The organism is Legionella erythra (genome assembly GCF_001467615.1).
Classification (GTDB): domain Bacteria; phylum Pseudomonadota; class Gammaproteobacteria; order Legionellales; family Legionellaceae; genus Legionella_C; species Legionella_C erythra.
In genome coordinates, this window is sequence record NZ_LNYA01000030.1 from 59,635 (window position 1) to 81,110 (window position 21,476).

Sequence of the window (21,476 nt, forward strand, 5' to 3'; positions counted from 1 at the left end):
ATCGTGTTTAAGAATCGCCAATCTTACCGGAAAGCGATCTTTCCGGCTATAAATTATTTAGGGGAATAGTCTACCTGTACGGGGGATGTTTGTTCCGATCCACTGCTTCGTTTATTGGCGGGCGGGGCAGAAAAAAATGCACAGGTATTGTCACTTTCCATGGCCGCTTGCATATGAATGCGTTTAACCGTAAGTCCAGGGTATTTATCCTGATAGGGAGAAAAGATAGACTGTTGGTCTTTTTCAGGGAAATGATGACTAATCATCACGTTGAGCGTAGGGTTTTTCTTAACTAGAACAGCGATAAGATTACTCAGTTCGAGCTGGTGCCGGGGCTCGTAGTGTTCAACAATAAGGCTTTCCAGTTGCGGCATGCTTGAAGCATTGAGTAAACCCAGCAAATCCATAAAACCATGCTTGTCTTCAGTCGCAGCGGTTGTCGTGGGTTGCTTGACCACGGTTAAATGTCGGATTTTGGCCAGTGACCCTGAGTCGGGGCAAATGTCAAAACGCTTGCAGATTTCCAGCAGATCGCGCGAGGCTTGAAGCAACACGGCGACTTTGGCCGCTTCCATATCGGCTTTGGCGGTGATGGCCAAATCCTGCTTTTGTTTTTCAGACAAGGCATTGAAAAAGGCAATTTTTGCCTTTGCGATGTCGTCTTGCAGCGATTTTTCGCCAGAGAGCATATGCAAAAAAGCCTGTAATGCCTTGTTTTGCTCATCTTTATAAGCAAATAAGCTCAATACAGGACGGCTTTTAAATGCTTTTTCCATAGTTGCACCGTTTACCTCGGAATCAAACGGGTGTTCAAACAAGGCATTTGTTGCACACGGTTCACGGCAATCTCGCAAAAGAGAATGCAGGTGGTTTAGAATACCAACATACGAATAATGCCGCTTGACCGTTTTTTCCGAGGGTTCATCGTTCAGAACATAATGTTGCCTGCTGAATGGATCGACTAAATAAAGGTATTGACCCGGATTTTTAAGCATCTCATCCAGAAGCCCTATCATTTCAAAAAGTCGAGTTTTGAATTGGCTTTGGTCCCAGGCGATGATTTGCTTGCGAAAATAGTCGGAATTTCCTGCCCAGTGCAAATCGATTTCGAGCAGGGCGCTATCTTGTATTTTGCCAAGTAATGAGGGGCTGGCAGGCAGGTCATCGATGTCTTGTAATGTCAGTACCCTGATTTCATTGAGCGGGGCGTTCTCATTGCTTTCTTTACCGGGTACGGTTGACTTTGACTTTATGGGCATACTCTCTTTTAACGATGTTGTTTCACGTTTGCCATCCTTTCCCGGAGTAGCGGGGGAATCGGGTTTGGTGTCGTATTTGGTGTCATATTTCTTGATTTTTCCGGCTTTGGCTGGCGAAGCCGCCTGTTTATTTCCATAGATGGGGAACTGGCTATAGGTTTGAGTATAGGAGAGGGTGGGTTTATCCTTGCTATGGGTAATAGCCTTTTGATCATCTTTCATTATATCCCTCCAGGTGGATGAGTTGGAGTGCTTAGATTATGCCAAAAACAGTGGGATGAAAATGTGTTTTCAGTTTTTATCATGAGGCGGCGGGGTGTGTGCCCGCATGCCATCGGTTGTGTTTGTTCCTGTTGTTTAAACCTATACAAGCCCTGGCCAGTGGATTATAGTGGCGCCGTACATTTCTTTTTATCAATAAAGCGGGGTATCCATCATGAGTCAGGTGCTTTCTCCGATTACCTGCCTTAAGCAATGGCTTACGGCAGAACAGGATGCCGGAGCGGTTAATCCACAGCAGGCTGTGTTGTCGACTGTTGCCTCAGCCCCTAAGCCCGTGCCGCATGCACGGGTCGTTGCTGTTCGCGAGATCACGGAAGAGGGCCTGTTATTTTTTACGCAGACAGGCAGTCGAAAAGTCGATGAACTGATGGCTAACCCGGCGGCTGTGCTGACTTTCTGGTTTGAATTGCACCAACGCCAAATAAGCCTCGAAGGTCAGGCAAATAAGCTGTCCGCTCAAGAAAATGCCTGGTATTGGCAAAACAACCCGCGCGAGGCGCAGATCAGGTTTTCAAGTTATGCTCCTACCTCAGGACAGGTTATCCCGAGCAAGGACATACTCGAGCAAAAGAGGGCATGTCTGCATGCGGAATTCGAGGGTAAAGCCATTGCCCCGAGCCCGTTTTATTGTGGTTTTCGCTTCAAACCCACAACGGTTTACTGCTACAGTTACCGCACCGACGAACTCTCCGATGCAAGCCGTTATACCTGTCGTGAGGACGGCTGGATTCATCAGTTGCTTTCGCCCTGATTGAGCCTGTACAAGCCCGGGTGATTTGGTTATAGTGCGCCGTCAATAATTGATTGACAACGCATTAATTACGGAGAATAGCATGAATTTAAAAGCCATAACCTGCGCTGCCTTGGTGACCCTGTCTGCTGGCACCCAAGCTGCAACGGCAGACCGTGAAACCATCACTTACAAAAATGAGCGGGGTTCGGTTTTAACATTGCATTTTACTTCGAAAGACACATTAAGCGGCACATTCACGACCGCGGTTGCTTCCAAAGAATGTCAACAAGCCATTGGCAATCAACGGCCGGTTATTGGTTATATTGTTAAGAATGCCATTACCATCAGCGTGGATTACCCTGCCTGCGGATCGGTGCTGGCTTTTATCGGCAACATTGAACAAGATAAAGCGACAATTGATGTCACTGCCATTCTGGCTCATCAATCAACCCATATTGCCACGCAGGGCCCAGGCGCACGGTTTATTGGTCACGATGTATTTAAGCGGGTTTAATGCCATTGGCCGCCCTCTCGTTATTTATGCAGGCGGCCCGGTAGTTTTCAATGCCTGTGTGCAAGCGCTCAAGGTAGCGGTGAAAGCGTACGGGGTCTTCCCGCAGGGCTTCCCGTTCACCGCGTGAAATTTCAAGTTGTGCTCCCTGTTCAGGCGTTAAATTAATAAAATTGCGGGGGTTGGTCCCCGATACTGAACCACCGCATAATCCGGTTTCAAACCCGCCCGATTGCAGGGCCTCGCTTAAATAAACCTGCAGCTGTTGATTAAGTCCCCCCGTTAAAGTCAGGCGATTATCGCGTCCTTTTACTCCATGAATAGCCAGAGTAACGCGCGCCCCTTGTTGCAGGCCGGCGAGTTCGGGAGCGCGAAAGCGTGTGGATGTTACATGCAAAGCCTGCCCCGGCCGTTTAAGACCTTCAAAAATAAATAAACTGTAGTTGTTGGGGTAAGCCAGCTGCCTTGCAATCACCTGCGTAAACGGTTCAATGGTTCCGCCATGGGGAGCTACAATAAGCAGCCAGCTGTTACGAGAAATGCTTTCCTGATGCCATGCCGAAGCCAGTTCATGCTGTTTTAATTCATGAAGGCTGGTATAAATATCCACTCGATAGTCCGATTGGAAATCCTTTTTATGAGTGTAGTGAATTTTGCGCTTTTGTGCATTTTTCTGACCATGGCAATTTTTTTAAATTATTTTTAGAATAATCACTGTATTTTTTAAAATTATTTGCTAATATGGTCAACCCTACAGGATTTTTACTATTTTTATTCCTGTGGATAATTTTCAAGCTGTCCCCTGTTTTATCTGTTAACTTCCGTTTATCTTTGTCAAATCGCTCAGTATTTATAAGGTTTTTTGTGGTTTTTTGTACGTTATGCACAATCTGCTTATCCACAAAATCTGTGGATAAGTCTGTGCATACGCTGTAAAACCGGCGGAATATCCACCTGTTTTCTCGCTGTTCAAATTTAATGCCTTTTTATAGGAAGCCTGCTTTAAGACTACAGGCCGAGTCGTTTTCACGATAAAATACTTTTTTTTCCCCGGTTTAAGATTGTGCATCATTATCAGGACTTAATTACTTTATTTAATCAATGCTTCGCTGCATCTCACAATACACGCCTGGTTAAAGGCGAGGATGAACCCATTTATTTGCCTGCCGATGAGCAGCGGCCGTGGCATGCCATTGTTTTTGCGCATGGCTTCTTCAGCAGCGCGTTGCATGAATGTGCTCACTGGCTGATTGCGGGACCTGAACGGCGCCTACGGGTCGATTTTGGCTACTGGTATGTCCCTGATGGACGTAACGAAGCGCAGCAACAATTATTTCAACAGGTAGAAGTCAAGCCGCAGGCTATGGAGTGGATTTTATCGATGGCTGCCGGTTGCCGTTTCCGCTTAAGCCTTGATAACTTGAATGGCGTGCCGACAGATGATAACGGTTTTAAAGAGGCGGTGTACCAGCAGGTTTTAAGGTATTGCCGGGATGGCCTGCCGTTGCGGGCCGCGCGTTTTCGCCAGGCTTTATGCCAATTTTATCGTACGGAGCCAGCCTTAAACGCCCAGCAATTTGATTGTTCTGGATTATAGAAAATATCTCACGATTGGTTTTCTCCCACCTCATGGTGATCCTTCTCGGCAAAAATGGCGGATGGGTGGGTATAATATTTAAATTCCAGCAAATTGTTGCTGGGATCTTTCAGGAAAAACGATTGATGCTCAATCCTTGAGCCCGGAAAGCGGGTTTTTAGCGGAATCTCATAAGGGACAGCCTGCTGATTAAGACGCAGGACAAACAGATCAAATTCCATTTTATCCAGAAAAATCAAACCAAAATGACGCGGATAGATGCCGGATTGCACAGGCAGGGGCTCGTCAATCTTATGGCCGACTATTTGATGATCGCCGAATTTGAAAATCAACGCGTGCGCTGATTCCCTTCCCAATTCAAACCCGAGCTGTTGCTGGTAAAAACGTTTCGCTTCATGGACGTCATGAATAGGAAAGGCGAGATGAAAAATAGCATGCATAGCGGATACTCCCAAGAGGAACAGGGTCATTGTACCGGGAGAGAGGAAAATTTGAAAATAGGCTGTATACGTGTTGGCATGGTTTTTGTTTATGGGTAATACCCTTTCCCATTGAGACAATCATGCCGGCCATCCTTCCTGTGGTAGTAGGGCTGTTATTGTGTGCCGTAGCTTGTGCCGATGAGGTTCACATCATTGCCGTAGGTGACGTGCTTTTGCACCCCCCTTTACAGAAAAAGGGATTGTCTCAGGGGTTTGAGTCACTCTGGACCGCAGCCATTCCGCAATTAAAAAAAGCCGATATCACCTATGGCAATCTGGAAGGACCAACAGCCGGAATGATTGATATGCAGGGTAAGGAGACGAAGGATGAACGCCGCGCCTATACGTCTTTTCCCATGTTCAATTACTCGCCTGATTTGGTAAAAGCCTTAAAGTTATCTGGATTTGATGTCTTGTCAACCGCCAATAATCATACGCTGGACCGCCTCAGTCTCGGTATTGATCGCACCATTGCAACCCTGGATGAGCATCAAATGGCTTACGCAGGTACCCGGCCTCGAGACCGCGAGGGAACCTGGTATACCGTCACCATTAAAAACACCATTTCAATCGCCTGGGTAGCCTGTTCTCAAGACACGAACGGCATTGCGGACCGGCATCGTCAGGTCTTGCTCTGTTACCGTGACAAGCCGCAAGTGCTTGAACTGATTACCGAGCTTGCAAAGACCCATGACGCGGTGATTGTTACTCCGCATTGGGGGATTGAGTACCAAACCAGGCCCAATAAAGCCCAACAAATGCTTGCACGCGAGTTTGCCCAGGCGGGGGCGTTGGCGGTGTTAGGCTCTCATCCCCATTGTGTGCAACCGTTTGACTGGATAACCACATCCACGGGGAAAAAAGTATTCATTGCTTATTCGCTGGGCAATTTCATTTCTAACCAGGGCAGTTTAAAAAACCGTGCCAGCGGCCTGTTGTCTCTGTATTTAAAGAAGGCAGCCGGGGTTACAGTCATAGACAAAGTGGCTTATCAACCGACCTACATGGAAAATCGCAGTGCGTTAATGAGCCTGTCGCTGGTTACCTCCGCAAAGCACCCGGCTTACCAGTGGCTTAAACAGATCGTGGGAGCGGATTACCTCGTGTTGCCAAAGAAGTCAGTGGCCATTAAACAAGGCAAAAAGAAATAAACGCTCGTGTTGATTAAAAATTAATCATTATGGTATAATGGAATCCATCTTTTATGGAGAACCTGTCATGCCTGTTGAAATAAAAGAAGGATACCGCCCGGATAACAATGATACTCCGCCTGAAGGCTCGGCGTACACCTTGATACAACGAATTCTTGATGTAGCCGGTGCTGGTTCAATCCAGCAGGTGGTTAGAGCCTCAGTGGATGACAGCGGCCCAAAAACGGCCGGAGCCAATACCGACGAAACCGATGAAACCAACAATTGTGAAGGATTTATTCTAAGCGGCGATATTGACGGCAGCCTCCATGCGACGCTACAGGGCCATAATCTCATGCAGCGGCATGAAGAACAAAAAGAAACCGAAGATAAGGAAGAAATAGAAGCTCAGCATACAATTGCCTGTCTTAACTAGCAGGCCGAAAATACCCTGGAAGCCTTCAGGCATTTCGTCAAAAATCTGCAGTTGACCAATAAACATTTCTATCCTGGCTCAACCATCCTAAAATAATCAAGCGGGCCGGCAATCCACCTGAACGTCAAGGAATATGGTATAGTTGTTGGTTTTTATCCAGCCGATTACCATGATTGAACCCTTGCTTGTGTCTACCGGGATTGTCGCATTGGCTGAATTTGGCGACAAAACCCAATTATTAGCGCTGATGCTGGCTGCGCGTTTTAAACGGCCATTGCCTATCATTGCCGGAATGTTAACGGCCACGTTGATTAACCATGGCTTAGCCGGGGCTTTGGGGGCCTGGCTTGTATCCATCCTCGGCCCGCATTTACTGCAAGGAATTATTGCCTGCTCCTTTGTTCTCATGGCGGTTTGGGTGCTTATTCCAGACCGGCTGGACATCCGGGGTGACGATTCGTTGCGGCGCTTTGGTGTTTTCACCACCACCTTGATTGCTTTTTTTCTGGCCGAAATGGGCGATAAGACCCAGGTGGCGACAATAACTTTAGCCGCACATTACAGGCAGCCTCTGTGGGTGATTTTAGGAACCACCTTAGGTATGCTTCTCGCGGATATTCCGGCAGTCCTTCTGGGGAAAACCCTGGGTAATCAACTGTCTTTCACCTGGATAAGGATAATTGCTGCATGCAGTTTCGTCATCATGGGCATTCTGGCGGTGATACAAATGGTTAATTATTCAATGTGAGTGAGGGTTGCCGCAAGTCCTGTAAACAGTGGACAAACTCAGTCAGGGATAAAATGGCCTGAACTGGCGGCAATTGGCTTTCTGCACAGGTAGCCGTAATTTTTATTGCACCCGTTTCAGGATCCTGTTCAATGGAAGACAGTTGGTAGGAATCATGCATTTTATCCAATTCAGGGATATTTAGGCGGCCAGCCGCTTCGCTCAGTTGCGCCAAAATATCCGATGCTTTATAGGCCTCATTGACGCGATCCAGGGGCATTTGGGCTAATAAATAATACAGATCCGGCGGGGTTAACGGAATGGACACGGGTAGGGCATCTATGTAAGCCGATTCGGCCAAAAGCACAAACCCATTTTCCCCAGCGGTTAATTTTTGCATCAGGTAACGGCTGTCTTCTTTGATTTCATCAATGTCTGGCAGGCCTGTCATGGTTGATGAATTCAAATAATCGAGTAACAGATCGGTATAACTTTCCAACTCGGCGAGATATAAAACCGGTTCAGTCAACAGGTTCGTCTGCTCATCGGCTGGCGAGAGGTCCGGAATTGCCTCCGATGAAATCTCGGTGAGAGCAGGAATATCTGATTCCATAATCCGTTTCAGGCATTCACGGGGATTAGCGCTTGCCTCAGCAAAAACAGGAAAATCATAATTCCTGCTGCAAGCCACCAGGCGCCCTTGTTCCATACGGCAAAATTGCCTGTCCCCCGTGGCTTCAATGCGCTCGCTTACGGTGCTTAATAAACGGTTGAAATGATGTTGCTGGGATGATGAAGGGATAATGAGTGGATCGTGACCTTTCATAACGGCTGATTGGTACTGCGGTAATTGGTAACAGCGCATCAGATCGAGTATATGCGCCAGATTCATCACATGAAAAAGCGCTGCTTTTTGAGGCGTCATATTTTTTGATTTTAAATAGTCCGGATTGCCCATGTTGCGAATCAGCTCCATGTACTTTTTTATTTCTTCCGACGGCATTTTTTTATGGGCATAGGCGGCAAATTGCTGAGCACACTGTTCGCGGTATTCGCGGTATTTTTGCGGATCATGTTTGAATGCGATATCCGATTCACGCCCAGAAACACTAAAAAGCATACAGAGCGATAATTTCTTAATCTCGTCGCCATGCAGAGTAAGGCACTGCTTTTTTAACTCCGGTTGCGCAAATTGCTGAAAATATTCCACCACCAGCGGGATATAGGTAGTGACTCTTAACGAATGCGCCAGGCCATGATTGGGGCGCTGAATAACCTGACCGTCCTGTTTTAATTCGGCATCGGTGGTGTCCAGGTGTGTTTCTGTGTAGGCTTTGCTTAAATGATAGCTATAGACATAGTCGGCCTGTTCGACCAGCGAAGATAGATTCCCCATTTCAAGCTGGATGAGCAGATGATTCATAAGGGAGAGGCCCTGTTGCAGCGGGGGATATAATCGATTGGAGTCTTTAAATTGTTCAGCCAGTTTGCTCATTTGCTTGTACAGGCCGTAGAGCATTTTCTGTTTTTCACTGAATGGATGGCGGCTGTCATCAAAAAAGGCGACCAGTTTCTCCAACTGAACAGTCAGTTCAAGAAGTTCAGAGGCTTCGCTTTTTTTAATTCTCTGGGGCAGAGAATGCCAGAAGGAGGTTTTTAAACGCGGCGGTGCCTGCGTTGACACATGCCGCATGCCTTCTAAAAGCGCGATAAGCTTCGTTCTGATTTCAGCATCCACAGCGGAGTAGGCGTAGGGATCAATGCCATCCAGGCTTCTGACTGGAAAGGCTTCAAATACTTTTCGGCCATTTTCTTCCATAAAAGAGCTGAACGCCAGTTGCGTCCCTGGGGGCAGTAAAATTTCCTGTTCATCGCGTTTATACGACAAATCCTGTACTTTTTTGCCGATGGAGTTAGGGGGCTGCGTGATTTTAAGCAGGGTATCGGTCCCGCTTAGTTTCATGGCGGCCATTTCTTCAGAGGTACTGATGAATCCTTCCTGCCGCAGGGGTAAATGAGCTGCCATGGTTTTATGACGCTTAAGCCATATGCTTTCGGGAATTTTTCGGCTGCTTTCAGCGCGGTAAAGTTCCTGCAGGTTATTATTGTCGGGTTTTTCAGGCATTTGCAAACGGGTGAGGCCATGAGCCGCTAAACAGGTAGCCAGGACAATTTCCTTGACCTCCTGGGTTAATGTTTCCTGAGGCAGGGTTTTTAATCGGGATTCACGGCCCTGACTTCGTAAAAATCCGTTAATTTCTTCATAGAAATTGGAGGTATAAAGCGTAATTGCCAGTTTTTCACCATAAGACAACTGGGTGTAAAGATTGTTAGTATCCGCGGCCAGGTAATCTTCTGGTTTGGGAAGGCGTGGATTACCACCCAGTGAAGGGGTATGGGTTGCCGTCCTGATGAAGTGTTCATAGTGTGAAAAAACAGGGGATGAAAAGGAAAAATGTTCAAAATCAGGCTGATGCAGTAGAATCTGGGTCATATTAAACACGTGATCGTTGAAGGCGATTTCAAGTTCGCCGAACGAATTAAAACGACATTGCGCATCCTGTTGCGGAGTCAGGAACAACTGAATGATTTTCTCCAAATCCTTCGTGGCATCACTCTTTAATCGGGGGCCTTTTCTGAGGTGAGCCATGGCCTTATCGTAGGACATCAAGTTAACGGCTAAGACTGAATACCCATAGTATAGTTCAATATTTAACCATTATTGATTAATGAACCCATTGAAGGAGCGTGGCTAAGGCATCCGCCTCTGCCGCTGGCTTATCCCAGCGGATGCGGTTAATGCGTGGAAAGCGCATGGCCACACCGGATTTGTGACGGGAGGAACGTTGAACGGCATCAAAGGCTACTTCCAGGACCAATTCTTTTGCCACCTCGCGCACTGGGCCAAAGCGTTGCAATGTGTGGCTGCGTACCCATTGATCAAGTTTAAGCAATTCAGCATCGGTAAAACCAAAATAAGCTTTGCCAACAGGCAACAGGCGACTATCCTGCCATAGCCCGAAGGTATAATCAGAATAATAAGACGACCGTTTTCCCTGACCCCGTTGTGCGTACATCAAGACAGCGTCCACCGTTAATGGCTCGCGCTTCCACTTATACCAATGGCCTTTGGGGCGGCCTGCAAGGTAGGGGCTTTGTTTATGCTTGAGCATCAACCCTTCGACAGCAGGGTGCGCTTCATTCAGAACCTGCTCTTTCAAGTGATGCAAGGTTTCATCTTCGTTTAACGAGAGTAAATCAGACAGCACCAGGTTATCGGCTAAGTGAAGCATGTACCATTGTTCAAGGTGTTGACGCCGTTCAATAAAGGAGCATGCGCGCAAATCGTGGCCATCCATGGACAAAATGTCATAAAGAATCATCGCGGCCGGGGATTCGGCAAGCATTTTTTTGGTCAGGGATTTACGGTTTAAGCGCTGCTGTAAATCATTAAAACTGCCGATGCCGGCTTCTGTTTTAATAACCAGCTCGCCATCCAGAATCACCCGGGTTTTGAAGGACGTCAGCAAATCAGGAAAAGAGTGGCTGATGTTATCGCCCGTCCGGCTGAACAAGGCTTTGCCGTTTTTGCTAACGACAGCCTGGACACGAATGCCATCGTATTTACGTTCAAAAGCAAATTGCTGCCAGTCAATCTGGTCGATGTCTTTCTCATTCAACGGATGGGATAACATCACCGGATGGAAAAACAATTCATCCTCTACAGCGGGCAAAGCCGCTTTCTTTTCAAGCCAGGCGAACAAGGCTTCATAAGGGGGTTTTAAACCATGCCAGATTTTTTCAATATCCTGAACAGAAACTTGCCCGTAATGGGCCAGCGTCTTTTTTAAAAAGCGGGCAGAAATACCTATACGCAGACTGCCTGTGCCTAATTTTAAAATGGCCCAGCGCTCGATGGTGTTTGCTTGATTGAGCAGGTTTGCCAGGTGCTCCCGGATTGCCTGCCTGGGTAGCTGGTTAAATGAGTTAATCAGATCAGAAAGCAGGGGGAGTGGGGTGGCGGGGTCATGGGCAGGCCAGAGTAAGGCAATGGTATCGGACAAATCGCCGACGTAATCGTAGGAGTAGGCAAAGAGTACGGGGTCAATTTTTTCCTGTATTAATTCCTTAATCAGGGTACGGCCAAAAGTTGGAAAGTCGAGCGTATCGGCCATAATGGCCAGCGCATACCCTCGTTCCGGATCAGGGGTTGTCGTAAAGTAGTGATGAAGCAAGGCCATTTTATCGAGATGACTGTAGGTAAAATACAAGGTGTTCAGTAATGCGGCGAATTTTTTCATGACCTAATCCTCATGGTCTTCATAGCCGAGTAAATGCAGAGCTTGCGCTGCATAGCCTTGTTGCCTGGCATAATAAACCAGCGCTTCCTCGCGGCCATGCGTAACCAGGATTTCACGGGGGTTTACCTCTGCTAATGTTTGAATCAGTTCCGGCCAGTCAGCATGATCGGAAATGATCAAGGGCAGCTCCACCCCTTGTTGTTTAGCCCGGGCTCTGATTTGCATCCAGCCTGAGGCCATGCAAGTTATGACATTGGCGAAGCGTCGGCTCCAGCGGTCACGCAACGCGCTCGGCGGGCAAAGTACGATTTTACCGGCTGACTCAGCCTTGGTCAGTTCAAAAGCGGATCGCAATTCACCGAGATCGATGCCGCATTGTTGATAAAAATCACAGGTCTTTTTCAGGCTGCCATGGATATAAATTGGCTCAAGATACCCCATTAACCGTAAGGTTCTGATTAAACGCTGGCACTTTCCCAGAATATAAACACCCACCAGATGGCAGCGGTGTGGAAACAGGTGCAATGAATGCAACAGTTTATGAAGTTCGTCTTCAATGGGGGGGTGTTTAAACACGGGCAAAGCAAACGTGGCCTCCGTAATAAAGACATCACAGGGTTCGACCAAAAAGGGCTCGCAGGTTGGATCGAGGCAGCGTTTATAATCCCCGGAAACAATGATCTTGCGTCCCTGATAACGCATCACCAGTTGCGCGCTGCCGAGAATATGGCCTGCGGGCAATAAGTAAAGGTCAATGTCATTCACCGCAACCGGTTGTTGATACGCAAGACAATGCCAATGGTTGGCACTCTGGTTACCAAAACGACTCTGCATCAATCCCAGCGTGGCCGTGTGGCCAAAGACGTCGCCATGGCCGGCACAGGCGTGATCGCCATGTGCATGGGTGATGACCGCAGAGGGTACGGGAACCGCCGGATCGATATAGAATTGTCCTGGTTCGCAATAAAGACCGGCGTCTTTAACAACCAGCCAGGGCGTTGAATGGTTCATGCGTTGTTTCTGAAAGGGGGTGTTTGTAAGTATAGGTTACGGTCAAGTGCACTTGTCTTATCCACAAATTCTGTGGATAAGTCTGTGCATACGCTGTAAAAGCCATTGATTAGCCCGTGTTGGTGCCAATGCCCATGGATTTTACAGGTGCTTTATTAAATAGTGTCATTGGTTTTAAGTAAGGATGCCGGGCTGGTTTTTGATTCAATGGCATATCGCTTTCGGATAGTCAACAGCGCAAGGGTACAGAGAGCAGCACTCAGGATTAAATAATAACTCGGGGCAATGACATGGCCCATGCTCTTGACTAAATATGTTGCAATAAGCGGCGTTACGCCACCAAAACAGGCGAAAGCCAGGTTATAAGCGATGGCAATGCCGGTATAACGCACTGAGGTGGGGAATAATTCAACCAGAAAGCTCGGATAAACCATAATGCAACTGCTTAACAGGGCGAGGATAAACAGGGCGGCAATGAGTGCCGCGGTGGTTTGATAAGCGAGGAGGGTAAACAAAAAATAACTGCCCAGCATAAACCCGACGCTGCCTATTAAAAGAACCCGCTTTCGCCCAACATGATCAGCTAACCAACAGGTAACAATCAACAGCAGCGAATAAAACATTAAATTAAGGGTGTTGAGTGCATTGGCCTGTTGTTTAGGGTAAGCCAATATGCTTGATAAATACGTGGGCATGTAAAGAAAGATTAGATTAATCATCACCGCGCCCAAGGCCGTTAAAGCCAGGCCCTGTAGAATTTGCGGCCAATAGTGAGTGATGGCTTCCACCAGGGGGATGCGAGTCTTTTTCTCCTGATTTTGAAAAGCGATAAACAGCGGGCTTTCGGTCATTTGCCGGCGAATATAAAAACTAAAAACACCGAGTAACCCTCCAATGAGAAAGGGAATACGCCACCCAAAAGCCAGAAGTTGTGAATCATTCAGGACGTGATTTAAAAATAAACTGATGCAGGCGCCTAAAAAAATGCCGAAATTTAAAAAAGAAAAAATAATGCCACAAGCCAGAGCCTGGTGCCTGGCATTGACATGCTCACAGGTAAAGGTCAATGCCCCCGGAATTTCGCCGCCGATGGATAATCCCTGCAACAGACGCATGGCAATCAGCAACAGGCTGGCTAAAAGGCCTATCTGCTGATAGGTCGGTAGGAGTCCAATGAAAAACGTGGGGACAGCCATCAGCATCACTGAAAAAATAAAGGTCTTTTTGCGCCCGTATTTATCGCCAAAATGACTAAACGCAATGCCGCCCAGGGGGCGAACCACATAGCCAATGGCAAAAATGGCGTAAACGCTCATGAGTGAAGCGAGTTGATCGGTTTCAGGGAAAAAAGTTCGGCTGATGATGGGGGCAAAAATGACGTAAATGATAAAGTCGTAAAATTCAAGCGCGCCGCCTAAAGAGGCGAGCAGAATGATTTTTTTTTCCTGTGAGGAAAGCGTTAAGGCTGTCATTGACCTTGTCCTTAAGGATGAAATGGCATGCAAAATAGCACGTTTTAGTGCGTTTAGGAATCAGACTATAAATCAATTAAACTGGCATGCCGAATTTTACAGGTGTGGTTTTTCGTGTGAATCAAATTCTTCGAGTCCATGTTATTTCGTTATTGACAACCCCCGGATTCCATATCATTTTTTAGTCTCTGGTTTTATGGTTCGGACTGTGTGCATAAAAAAGGACAATGATGATTAATCTATCGGTTAAAAAAAATGAGAATAAAATAGAGATACGGATTGACTACCTTCGCACCCAGGGTATTTTTTTTGAAGAAAATCCTGATACGTTCAATCTGGATACGATAAACGCTAAAACAAGCAGTCTAAGCCAATTGATTGAAGAGCTCACTAGCCCATCGGCCTGGACTTTTTGCCCCATGGCCGGGCAGGCATTGGTTAAGAACCAAATCCAGTTAAAAATGGTTGAGGGCACGCTTTTCTACAGCTTGCTTAATGAGGCAGGGGACCGTGTGGATGGCTCAATCGCCAAGGATGAGTTAAAGTCCATGCTTCATGCAGACTGCAATTCTCTGTTGCCGAACGGCAATGATCTCTCGCCCCTGCAACCGCATTTTTCCCGGCTAATGAATTACATGGCGTTAAAGCATCTGGGTGGTTTTTATTTTTTCAAGGCCTTGCCCCGCCTGACTGGGGAGGCTATCAGCATGAGGTCCGTACCCGCCCAGGAATTTCTGGCGCGCCCGCTTTCTTATGATCGAAAAAACAAGGCGAAAGAACAACCCTACACCTGGTCCACCGTCATTTATGACATCCCCACCGAGAACCCGGAAGCGGCACTGCGTTTGATTGCTTTTTTCCAGGTTTACGTCAAAACACGGGTGCATGTAGTCAGGCAGTACTCGGTGGCTGAGCGCCTGAAAGACAAAAAGTTCGGTGCTTTGGCGCCAAACCAGATTTTTGGTGATGCCAAAGCCCAGGCGGCACAACCCCCGATACAACCCATACATGCCTTCATTGAGGCGGTGCTTGAAATCATGCAACCCTTACCGCATTACGCAACCCTTTTTAAGCATTTGCAGACTGTGTATCGCTATGCCAATGATTGGGCTTTACTGTGTGAGAATGAAGACGAACTGAGGACAAGGGATTTATTAAGCGAGCGGGTGTTTAATGAGGAAGCTATTCGTTTGGTTTTAGATTTCAAAAGCCCCTCGTTTTTATACGATGAAAACCTGCCGCTTGATGTCAGGCAATCCCGATTCGACCAAATGATCATGGCTTACGAGCAGGCGGGGCTTCTCCGTGAGCTCATCTCATTTGTGGAAGGTCTAAACGGTGTGGCGGTTACCCAATTCCTTAAAGAGCGGACCCACCTCAAAAAAGCATTGGACGGTGCTGTCATTGAATGGGATTCTGAGGTGGCAAACAGTACCGAAGTCCGCTTCCTGTCGGGCTCTACCTTCAGCTTAAGTGAGGGGCGTATGCGGGTGGTCAACCATGGCGCCAATCCCTATTACCTCGTGTACAAGACGGCTGAAAACGCGGCGCTCTTAACCCCGGAAGTCAGTTTCCTGCTTAAAGAGCTATTGCTCTGTGAGGCTGAGGAAGGTGATTTTCATCAGGGCATTGTGTTTACCGAGGCCGCATCTGAACAATTAATGAATCAGGGCTTGCATTTTAATGCACAATACATCGAGCAACGGGTTGCCAAATACCGCCTTGAGCAGCAAGAGACAGCCCTTGCAAAAAATATGCTTCTGGCGCGGACGGTCTTAAGCGAGCAGGATAAACAATCCATCGCCAGTTTAAGTGCATTGGGTCTTCATGCATCCGCTACAAAAGGGAAGTCCGAGAGTAAAACCGAATGGTCCAATAGCCTTAAGTCGTCTTCGGAAGAAACGACATGCGCCTGCAAGCTCTTATAACCTGCAAGGAGAACAGGGATGCCTGAATTGAAAGAAGCTTGTCTCATTGATTTGATTGCCGCGGATAAGGAAAAGGCACACATCGTTTTTGAAGACAAGGACTTTATTGCTTTCCTTGATCACCGCCCTTTATTTCCTGGCCACACGCTGCTGGCCCCAAAGCAACACTACCGCACCCTGTATGATGTGCCGCCTGTGCTTGTCGGGCCCCTGTTTTTATTGACGCAACGGCTGGGAACTGCGGTTGAAAAAGCCATGAAAGCGGCCGGCAGCTTCATTGCCATGAATAATACCATCAGTCAGAGCCTGCCTCATCTGCATGTGCACATCGTGCCGCGCAACAAACAGGATGGTCTCAAAGGTTTTTTCTGGCCCCGTACCCATTATGATGATGAAGCGCACGCCATCGCCGTTCGCGATAAAATCAGGTATTGCCTCTCTTCTGACGGATAAGACTGCTGAAATGGATGATTGCAATGAAGACTGTGCCAAGCAGGAAAGGCAGGTGCAGGGAAACGGCAAGGAGAGAGCCCAGGGTAACAGCGGTAATTGCCGAAGCCATGCCATTGATACTGGTTACAATGCCCATGGCCTCCCCCTGATGCGTGGTTGTATGGGCATGTGATATAGCACCGAAATAGGCGGGGTTTAAGATCGCAAAAGCAAAAACGATGCAGAGATTGGCGATCATAAACACAGTAAGATTGCCCTGACAAAAACCTAAGCTTGCAAAGCCTGAGAATAAAAACAGCATCGCCATGGTTTTAGCCCGATTAAGGCTGATGCGCGGGTAGAGAATTTTCTGGGTGCCGGCTAAAAAAAGCAGGTACATTAAAACCATACCGGCAAATAATAGTCCGATGGTATAATTTGAGAAATGAAATTCAAGGATGGCAAAAGGCAGCACGGCAATATAATAAAGACCCCACACCACCTGCATTAAAAAGAATTCCATGTAAAGGGCGTTTAAGTAGTCTTTCCATTTGGTTTTGGTTTCTTCAAGGGGTGTTTTAAGGGTTTGAACCGCGATGGCAGGCACGAAGGATAAATTAATCACGGTTATGATCAAAATCAACAAAAAAGGGGAGGCATAATAATAAAGGGGAACCTGCACTTTAAAATTGACCAGAATGCCACACAGTAAGGGACCCAGGCAAAGACCCAGCGCATTCATCATTTCGGCTACACGAAACACCTGGTGTTTCGCAAAATCCGAATGCATCAGCAAGGAAAGAATCACAGCCCGCCGGCCCGACATTAATCCATCGAGGGCGCGGCCTATAAAAAAAAGCCAGTAATTAACGTAAATCAAGCTGATAATGGATAATAGGCAGGCTACCAGGGAACCGAAAAGACAATAACCCAGGGTTTTCTTTTCGCCGGATCGATCAGAAATACCCCCCCACAGCATCCCGCCAAGAATCGCGCCAATCCCGTAAATACCCACGGCGAAGCTGTAGGCATTCAAACGCGCATAAAGGCTTTCGCCGGGCAAAAGCCCCGGCTGTTTAAGAAAAAGCGGACCCACCAGGGGAGGAACAATACTCGCACTTAAGCTGATGAGAAAAAGCATGGTATAAGCCAGATAAAACGTCCTGTATGCTGTTTTCGGCATTGCCCGCTCATCCAGTGAATTATAAACCCATAATAAAAATCCCTGCCTGATTGGCCAGTTTAAGGGTTTCCTCCTTATTAATCAGTATGGACCAACCGGCTTCTAATGCAATGCCCGCCAAATTGGCAGCGGCCACATGCCGTATGGTGGTTTCCCCTATCACCGGCAAATCAATGCGGGTATCCTGCATGCCTTTTCTAATTTTAACCAAAACCCCTTCTTTGTGCGGTGATTTAAATGGCTGGCAACGCTTAATCAGATTATCCGTCCCTTCTACGGCTTCAACGCCCAGCACATAGCCGTTTTCAATGATGATGGCTTGACCAATGTCCAAATCACCTATTTTTTTTGCGAGAGTAAAGCCGAGCCGGCAGTCTTTAAGGTTTTTAATTGAGGGCTGGGTTGTGGTTAGAATACCTGCCGGTGTTATCGCTTCCGAAATAATGTTCTGAACGCCGATGACATGAAACCCCTGTGATTCGATAAAACGAACAAGACCGGCAAAATAGCTGTTGTCGCCCAAACTGGTGTTTTCACCCAGAGCGGTTAAATCATTCTGTATTCGCATACCGCCATAATTTTCAAAAAGCAGGGTATGGTTAATTTTCCCGGCAAAAACAAGGTTTACGAAACCCGCCGCCTTCACCTGCTGGATTGTTTCATGAAGATTCGCCAGAGTAACCGTATGGTGTGCCAGGGGTAGTTTGAAATCTTCTTCCCCCGAGATTTTAACTATAAGCACTTCGATATGTTTTTTTAGGCAGGCGTTGAAAATTTCAACCGGTAAATACCCTTCACCGGCGATGAGGGCCAATTGACTGAGTTCAGGCATTTTTACTCCAACGTTAGCTCTTGGGAAAGAATCTTGCCTGCTATAGCCTGGCGGTTAGCCAGCCAGGCAAAAAGGGCGCGGCGATGGCTGGCGATGCTATAAATCCTCATGAGCGTGCTCGTTTTCACGGCGTCAAATTCTTTTTTGATGGCTTTGATTTCATCGTCAGAAAGGGCTTTTCTGTCGATAGACTGTATAATTCGCCTCATGATGCCAAAGCGCAAGGAGTCAAAATAAAAACAATGGTTATTCTGATAAATGGCTTCTTTAAACGTGAGGTGTTTAAATTCCTGGTCAATGGAAACCGGAATGAAGGGGGTCTGTGTTTTATGTTTGCAATGAATGAAGGAAATGGCGTTTAGAAGAAAAAACTCTCTGGAAAGGCTGGTGACTTCCTTGTTTAAAATAGAACAATTGATAAGCGGCAGGCCCATGCCGATGTAATTTAAAAAAATAATATCAAATATACGATCGATGTAGGCTTCAGCTTCGGTTTCACGGTGATTCCTGAATGCGTCGTCAATGAATTTAAAATCAAATCCTGACCAGAGGCTTTTCAAGCTGTTATCCAGATACCAGACTAAATAAAAATAACCTTCCCAAGGGGATTGATAATATTTTTCCACAATAGAATCTTGAAGCTGCCGTATTTCTTTTGTTAAGGATACGGTTATCACGGGTTGAGCGGTTGGTCTTAAACAAATACCCATTCCATTGCTGTTTAGCTCCTTAAGGATAAGTAATTCCATGGATTGCATCGGTTATCCTCCAGGTACATGGAATTTAATTATAGAACAAATAGAGCAAATATTAATCAATAATGGGTAAAAGGAAGATATTTGTTCAGGAGTCTTGCTTTAGAGCGAATCGATAGCCCCATGCGGTGACTTGTCACTCGCACGGGAAGGCATGTTAATGATTAAGGATGATACGAGTCGTTATCGTCCTCGTCCTTATCCGGTGAGGGCGCTTTGGCTGGACTTGATTTGATGTGAAGGAGGGTTTTAATCTCTTTTTGAGCGTCTTTCAACAGTTCTTTAAATTTTTGCCTTATTTCCTCCACATTGTCTTTGGGCGACAGTTTGTCCAATTGGTGTTCGACTTCATGGACGAAGTCAGACCAAATGGCTTTAATCGCTGTCTTTTTATGCGACGCGTGCGCCTCATGCGTTTCTGGGAGGGTTTGTTTGAACTTGCGGGTGATGTCAGGTTCTTTGGGCAGGGAATTGACAGGGTGGACACCGATGACTCGCGGATAATCCCCTCGGGTCTGGGTGTTGGTGTTACCGTGACTCGAAAGAGGAGCATAGTGGGGTGAAACTGGATGAGTTTCGCGCGCCGATTGGGGTTGGGTGCGACTTAAGCTGGTGTAGTGGCTATTCTGAACCTGATTTGACGGGTTTGAGGTTTGACTTGGGTGGTGATTTTGCCCAGTAGGTGAACCGGTTAAATGGTCCTGAGGTAACATGCGGCTGTAAGGCGTTTCCCCATCATTTTCTTCATTCGCCGGGGCATTGATGGGGAGGGAAGTTCTTGCATAGTGAGACGTCGGATTTGGACTCTCCGTCGGATTTTGCGGCGTCTGGTTTCCCTGATTGAGCTGGTTGGCGTAGACTTCTCTGGACAACAGATTATTATAATGTGTTTCTCCGTCATTATGGATTGCAGGGGGGGAGACTGTATGCACGGTCTGAATCCTGCCATAATGATCCATTCCAACCACCTGCTCCATGGTCCTCGCCCCATGGCTCATACTCCGGTGTTCAGCAGTAGGCAAGGGCTTTGCTTTTTGGGCTATTTCCCGTTCGCACTGATTAATATTTCCCTGAATCACGTTTTGAATAGGCGTGTTGACTGGAATTCGATTGAGGCGTTGCAATCCGAGCAGGAAATTTTCTGGCGGGCTGCTTGTTCTGTTTGAACGTAAATGGGCGTAATAAACTTCCACGAATCGGGTAGTGCATTGTTCAAAAAGCGCCATCTCCTGCTCGCGTGCTTTTTTTAAGTCGCTTCCGTCGGGATAAAAAGTGAGCCAGGGTTCATAACAGGCGATAAAAAGCTCGACTTCTTGTTTAAGCTGTTTATCCGGGCATTTCTCGAGATAAGCCTTTACATTATTTAAATGTTGTTTCAATGCCGCGCTGTCATCTAAAAACATGCCCATCCTGTCAGCGAGAAAGTCCTTGATAGGTTGTGATTTGCCTGGTTTCATCGACAGTGATTCGTTTTCGCCGTTAAGCGGGGTGAGCATTTGGGCTAAAATGCTCATCATGGCTGTCTTTCTGGCATAATAATCCGTGAGCAGGCTGGTATTTCCTCCGGTTTTTACCACCTGTGCGTCAATAATACGAAGGGGGACTTTTTCCCGGTTAGTATAAACCCCGTTCGTTTCGCCTTCCGCGAGGATCGATGTTAAGCCATAGTCGCTGATTTTGGGTAAAATCCTGAGCACGTTTCCCGCATTATCCCGTTCGGTTCTGATTAAAAAATTTCTTGCAGCGCTGTCCTGATGCAAAATGGACATCTGATGCAGTGTATCCTGCCCCTTGACCATACCGCAGGCAATCTGGGATAAACATACGGCAGGATTGCCCTTTAGGGCCGAGACGATGCCTGCGCCAGGAAACTCATGCGAATAGTGGGGATAAAAGGTTTTGGCAATAATGGAATATAAATCGGAGGAGAACTCGGTAACTTCGCCGCGCTCATTCTTGATATCGAGGTAGGATTCATACTCGGAGAGTATCCCTATCAGTTTGCCGTTTTCTTCCAGAGGGTAGGTTTTATTGATTACGCTTAAGTCCAGTTGACCCGATTCACTGTGTTTGGCGATTATTCTTGCGGTGGCCTCTTCATGCACGTCGGGTTCACTGAGGAGTTTTATAGCAACCAGTCCCTGGCTGTTGCACATGTGCTGATAAGCTGGATTAGAGCCATTGTAATAATAAAGTGCTACCTCACCAAATTCACCCGCGCCAAGCTGCCTGACTTTATGAAATCCTTTAGATGAGAGATCGATGGTTTCCCCGGATTGTCCCGGTAACTCAATTTCCCCTTTGGAGTGGTCATTATTTAAGGTTTCCAGCGGTGGCATGATCAATTACTCCTTCAATCTTTCGTATAGTATAACGCAACTGACTATTATATGAACAATATATTT

At 46.9% G+C, this 21,476-nt stretch carries 20 protein-coding genes; 8 read left to right on the forward strand and 12 right to left on the reverse strand.

The features are described 5' to 3' along the window. Positions 1-53: 53 nt before the first annotated feature. Positions 54-1,481 (reverse strand): hypothetical protein, encoded by a 1,428-nt coding sequence (locus Lery_RS09540; protein WP_058527034.1) that lies wholly within the window; start codon positions 1,479-1,481, stop codon positions 54-56. Positions 1,482-1,695: 214 nt separating this feature from the next. Here Lery_RS09540 and Lery_RS09545 point away from each other — a divergent pair, with 214 nt between their 5' ends. Both Lery_RS09545 and Lery_RS09550 read left to right on the forward strand, forming a co-directional pair. Continuing rightward, complete coding sequence (locus Lery_RS09545; RefSeq protein WP_058527035.1) at positions 1,696-2,292, forward strand: pyridoxine/pyridoxamine 5'-phosphate oxidase; 597 nt, start codon at positions 1,696-1,698, stop codon at positions 2,290-2,292. Between the two features lie 82 nt (positions 2,293-2,374). Continuing rightward, a complete protein-coding gene (locus Lery_RS09550; protein ID WP_058527036.1) occupies positions 2,375-2,788 on the forward strand; it encodes an avidin/streptavidin family protein in 414 nt (137 codons plus the stop codon). Here the strand turns inward: Lery_RS09550 and Lery_RS09555 are convergent. Then, entirely contained in the window at positions 2,775-3,395 is a 621-nt protein-coding gene (locus Lery_RS09555) for a poly-gamma-glutamate hydrolase family protein (RefSeq protein ID WP_058527037.1), read from the reverse strand. The two genes, Lery_RS09550 and Lery_RS09555, sit on opposite strands and share 14 nt — an antisense overlap. A gap of 25 nt (positions 3,396-3,420) precedes the next feature. Continuing rightward, entirely contained in the window at positions 3,421-3,687 is a 267-nt protein-coding gene (locus Lery_RS09560) for a hypothetical protein (RefSeq protein ID WP_131751015.1), read from the reverse strand. A 161-nt stretch (positions 3,688-3,848) separates the two neighbouring features. Here Lery_RS09560 and Lery_RS09565 point away from each other — a divergent pair, with 161 nt between their 5' ends. Continuing rightward, on the forward strand, positions 3,849-4,382 hold the full coding sequence (locus tag Lery_RS09565; protein ID WP_058527039.1) for an elongation factor P hydroxylase: 534 nt from the start codon (positions 3,849-3,851) through the stop codon (positions 4,380-4,382). Positions 4,383-4,390: 8 nt separating this feature from the next. Here the strand turns inward: Lery_RS09565 and Lery_RS09570 are convergent, their stop codons facing one another. Continuing rightward, the gene (locus tag Lery_RS09570; protein WP_058527040.1) at positions 4,391-4,822 is read right to left on the reverse strand and encodes a VOC family protein; all 432 of its coding nucleotides are present in this window, start codon (positions 4,820-4,822) and stop codon (positions 4,391-4,393) included. Between the two features lie 122 nt (positions 4,823-4,944). Between Lery_RS09570 and Lery_RS09575 the strand changes: the two genes are divergently transcribed. The 3 genes from Lery_RS09575 to Lery_RS09585 all read left to right on the forward strand — a co-directional run bounded on the left by Lery_RS09575 (position 4,945) and on the right by Lery_RS09585 (position 7,178). Continuing rightward, the gene (locus Lery_RS09575; RefSeq protein WP_058527041.1) at positions 4,945-6,015 is read left to right on the forward strand and encodes a CapA family protein; all 1,071 of its coding nucleotides are present in this window, start codon (positions 4,945-4,947) and stop codon (positions 6,013-6,015) included. Positions 6,016-6,082: 67 nt separating this feature from the next. Further along, positions 6,083-6,430, forward strand: a complete 348-nt coding sequence (locus Lery_RS09580) for a hypothetical protein (RefSeq protein ID WP_131751013.1) — start codon at positions 6,083-6,085, stop codon at positions 6,428-6,430. Positions 6,431-6,572: 142 nt separating this feature from the next. Then, a complete protein-coding gene (locus Lery_RS09585) occupies positions 6,573-7,178 on the forward strand; it encodes a TMEM165/GDT1 family protein (RefSeq protein WP_237759200.1) in 606 nt (201 codons plus the stop codon). Here the strand turns inward: Lery_RS09585 and Lery_RS09590 are convergent. The 4 genes from Lery_RS09590 to Lery_RS09605 form a co-directional block, all read right to left on the reverse strand. Then, a complete protein-coding gene (locus Lery_RS09590; RefSeq protein ID WP_237759201.1) occupies positions 7,162-9,807 on the reverse strand; it encodes a SidE phosphodiesterase domain-containing protein in 2,646 nt (881 codons plus the stop codon). The two genes, Lery_RS09585 and Lery_RS09590, sit on opposite strands and share 17 nt — an antisense overlap. A 76-nt stretch (positions 9,808-9,883) precedes the next feature. Further along, a complete protein-coding gene (locus tag Lery_RS09595) occupies positions 9,884-11,458 on the reverse strand; it encodes a cisplatin damage response ATP-dependent DNA ligase (protein ID WP_058527044.1) in 1,575 nt (524 codons plus the stop codon). 3 nt (positions 11,459-11,461) lie between these two features. After that, positions 11,462-12,469 (reverse strand): ligase-associated DNA damage response exonuclease, encoded by a 1,008-nt coding sequence (locus Lery_RS09600; RefSeq protein WP_058527045.1) that lies wholly within the window; start codon positions 12,467-12,469, stop codon positions 11,462-11,464. 155 nt (positions 12,470-12,624) lie between these two features. Further along, the gene (locus Lery_RS09605; protein ID WP_058527046.1) at positions 12,625-13,941 is read right to left on the reverse strand and encodes an MFS transporter; all 1,317 of its coding nucleotides are present in this window, start codon (positions 13,939-13,941) and stop codon (positions 12,625-12,627) included. Between the two features lie 227 nt (positions 13,942-14,168). On the opposite strand from Lery_RS09605, the gene Lery_RS09610 reads away from it, so the two are divergent. Next, positions 14,169-15,869 carry a hypothetical protein gene (locus tag Lery_RS09610; protein WP_131751012.1) on the forward strand — a complete coding sequence of 567 codons (1,701 nt, stop codon included), beginning with the start codon at positions 14,169-14,171 and terminating at the stop codon, positions 15,867-15,869. Between the two features lie 18 nt (positions 15,870-15,887). Next, the gene (locus Lery_RS09615) at positions 15,888-16,322 is read left to right on the forward strand and encodes an HIT family protein (RefSeq protein WP_058527048.1); all 435 of its coding nucleotides are present in this window, start codon (positions 15,888-15,890) and stop codon (positions 16,320-16,322) included. Here Lery_RS09615 and Lery_RS09620 read toward each other — a convergent pair. The 4 genes from Lery_RS09620 to Lery_RS09635 form a co-directional block, all read right to left on the reverse strand. Continuing rightward, complete coding sequence (locus Lery_RS09620) at positions 16,294-17,484, reverse strand: MFS transporter (protein WP_058527049.1); 1,191 nt, start codon at positions 17,482-17,484, stop codon at positions 16,294-16,296. The genes Lery_RS09615 and Lery_RS09620 overlap by 29 nt on opposite strands. A gap of 19 nt (positions 17,485-17,503) precedes the next feature. Beyond that, positions 17,504-18,316, reverse strand: coding sequence for an LpxI family protein (locus tag Lery_RS09625; RefSeq protein ID WP_058527050.1), 813 nt, complete (start codon positions 18,314-18,316; stop codon positions 17,504-17,506). 2 nt (positions 18,317-18,318) lie between these two features. After that, entirely contained in the window at positions 18,319-19,074 is a 756-nt protein-coding gene (locus tag Lery_RS09630; protein ID WP_058527051.1) for a hypothetical protein, read from the reverse strand. 161 nt (positions 19,075-19,235) lie between these two features. After that, on the reverse strand, positions 19,236-21,410 hold the full coding sequence (locus Lery_RS09635; protein WP_058527052.1) for a protein kinase: 2,175 nt from the start codon (positions 21,408-21,410) through the stop codon (positions 19,236-19,238). Positions 21,411-21,476: the final 66 nt, after the last annotated feature.